This is a genomic window from Exiguobacterium sp. TNDT2, assembly GCF_003331145.1.
Taxonomy (GTDB): Bacteria; Bacillota; Bacilli; order Exiguobacteriales; family Exiguobacteriaceae; genus Exiguobacterium.
On record NZ_QLVE01000063.1, the window covers coordinates 1 to 2,760 of the forward strand.

Consider the following 2,760-nt stretch of genomic DNA (forward strand, 5'->3'; position numbering starts at 1 on the left):
CTCGCGTTGCTCTCGCCTGGATCCATAGAGCGGGATCCGGAAAAGGGTCGTTTTCGCATGACGAAAACGCGATGGTTCGTGTGTGAAGGTTGGACGTTGTTTTGGTCTGTCTCGTAAGAAGACTATTTGATGAAATGACAGAAGTGAAAACACGGTTTGTTTATTGAAAATGAGCATGTTTTCTAAACAAGCCCTAGGGCTTACGTGAAATTAGGCGAGATGTTGTCTGCTTGGATGCGAGGTATCATGAGGCTATCAACAGGAGAGGAAGATTCAGATGGACAGTTACCAACTAGATCAACAGACGATGGACGAGATGACGGAGGTATTGCTTCGACTGTATTTTGCAATACAAATGTGCACAATAATGCAACGAAAAGTACAGAACTTTGCCAGCTGGGTTTTAGTGTTTCGACAACGCATGCGTGACACGATAACTGTCACCTGTAAAGTTTAGTATGTGAGCGTGATGGATGACGCGATCGACGAGTGCCGCAGTCAAGCGCGCGTCGCCAAAGATGCGATTCCATTGGCTGAACTCAAGGTTGGATGTGATGATCAGGCTCTTTCGCTCGTACCAGTCGGTGATGAGATGAAACAGAAGTTCCGCAGATTCTTTTGTGAGAGGGAGATATCCCATCTCATCTAAAATAATCATATCTGCCGACTCGAGACGAGAATGGAAGTTGCCTAGTTTTCCATCCCGCCAGGCCTTGTTAAGTTGCTCGACGAGTTCAGAGACCCGGAAGAACCTCACCTCATAACCTTTGTGACAAGCTTCTCTCCCGAGCCCGATGGCCAAATGGGTCTTTCCTGTACCCGGGGACCCTGTCAGAACGACGTTCTGTGAGTGCTCGACGAAATTCAGTGAGGTCAGTTCGTCCTTATCTAAATGCTTTGGGAAGTAGATGTGATTGCCCCAATGATAGTCGTCTAGTGACTTATTGTTGATGAATTTTGCCTTTTTGATTAACCGTTGCGCTTTCGCTTCCTCGCGGAGGCGCATTTCCATCGAGAAAAGCTCCGTGAGAAACTTTTCAGGGGATTCCGTTGGAATCGATTCATAGATTTCAGCGACATAGGCAAGGCGGAGCGATTTGCACATTTCTTTTAGGCTCATACTGCACCACCTTCTCCCCAAGGCCGATTCAGGCTATCGTACTTGCTCCAATCCACATCATAAGGATGGTCCTCAACCACGGCTGGATCGTCGTCCTCGCTCAGTAGCTCGTATAGGCGTTCATTGATCTCGAGGATTGGATAGAGTGCGAGCAGGCCAGTCTTTCCTGCCGAACGAGTAAGTTGGGTACGCCCAGGTACTCTTTGATTCTACCCGGCAGATATTCGGAATAACGGGAGTGCCCGAAGCTTCTCGGCTTCTTGTGCCAAGTGCTGATGATGTTTTCCCATGGGAGCGCACGCTTTGTCATCATGTAGGGACGTTTTTCTTCGTAGAGGATTTCTCCGTGAAGTGAGAGAATCTTCATCGAATCCCACCTTAAGATGGCGCGTACTTGCCCATGACGAGCCCCTGAAGGGATCAAGACTTTCGTCTTATCGATCGTTATTTCGCCGTACTTGTTCACCTTGAACAGTTCTTCTTTGAAGACGGGGAAGTCTTCTTGCGGCAATCGCAATAGATGTCTCTGCTCTTCTTCGAACAACTCACGGATCAGCACATGCTTTTCGTAATGCACTCGCTCCATGTCGTCCCGTAGGGAGACTGCGAGCTGTCGGTTCATCGAATCGTAATCATGCATGACAGGGGCCGGGACAAGAAAGTTGTATCGAACGTATCCGACCTTGTTCTCGACACTTCCTTTCTCGTTCCCGCTGTAAGGATTACAGCTTTGGACTTGGAATCCATAATGAGCCATGAACTGCAGGAAAGCATCAGTATAGATCGCCTCTTCCCTCGTCGTTCGCGGTTGGATGACTGCGGCGGGGAGATTATCAATTCGGAGTTGTTGCGGCACTCCACCGATTTCTTCAAAAAGCATTTTGAGTCCCGTCAGAAAGCACTCTTGGTTTTCTGCAGGGAGGGCGACGGCTGCCGTACGGTTGCTGAAGGGCAGACTCATGACGAGGCACTTCACATCGACCGCATGACTATCTTTGACGACTTCCATCGTCCCGAAATCTACCTGCGCCTCACCCGGAGGGTGCTGCAGTCGTTCATGCCTTGTATCGTTTTCCTCTTCGCTTGTCATATGCCAGCTCTTGATGAAATTGCAGACCGTTCGATAATAGCCCTCGAATCCGTTCGCCACCAGCGTTTCATAAATCTTTTTATTCGTTCGTCTCAACTTTTTCCGAAGCATCTGATCCTCGGTCAACCAATCCTCGACCATCTCGCCCCATTTCGTTCCGTACATCATGCCTCTCTTGGGGCGAATGGTTTCACTCGGCAGTTGAGCTGAATCCGCGTATTTTTTTACCGTCCTCCAGTTGAGGTCTAGATTTTTAGCGATTCGATTGATCGAATGTGATTTGTGGTTTCTCAGATATTTGATACAATTGATATCGGACATTGCTAGCATTCCTTCCATCTCCTAACGTTCTTGTGTCGCAACTTAAACGTTAGGGTGAGATTATGGTTGCTGGCAAGTCCTTTTTCTTTTCTAAAATAGGAGTGCAGAGTTGTGTACGTTTCCGTTGCACACTTCTGCACTCCTATTTTGCATTACACACTTCGACGCCTTCCTGACCGGCTCCAAGAAGATTTTGACGACTTAAAACTTGTGAGCATGGATCTTCTTT

The 2,760-nt window shown here is 48.1% G+C and carries 2 protein-coding genes; both read right to left on the reverse strand.

Going from position 1 to position 2,760, the window contains the following annotated elements; all coding sequences use genetic code 11:
* Positions 1-403: 403 nt before the first annotated feature.
* Positions 404-1,120, reverse strand: a complete 717-nt coding sequence (gene istB, locus DPV68_RS14760) for an IS21-like element helper ATPase IstB (RefSeq protein WP_029595512.1) — start codon at positions 1,118-1,120, stop codon at positions 404-406.
* A 100-nt stretch (positions 1,121-1,220) separates the two neighbouring features.
* Positions 1,221-2,540 (reverse strand): IS21 family transposase, encoded by a 1,320-nt coding sequence (gene istA, locus DPV68_RS14765; RefSeq protein ID WP_232819672.1) that lies wholly within the window; start codon positions 2,538-2,540, stop codon positions 1,221-1,223.
* Positions 2,541-2,760 lie beyond the last annotated feature (220 nt).

Bases quoted from the DNA above. Each gene is read 5' to 3' on its own strand.
- istB (WP_029595512.1), bottom strand. From the start codon at position 1,120: ATGAGCCTAAAAGAAATGTGCAAATCGCTCCGCCTTGCCTATGTCGCT.
- istA (WP_232819672.1), bottom strand. From the start codon at position 2,540: ATGCTAGCAATGTCCGATATCAATTGTATCAAATATCTGAGAAACCAC.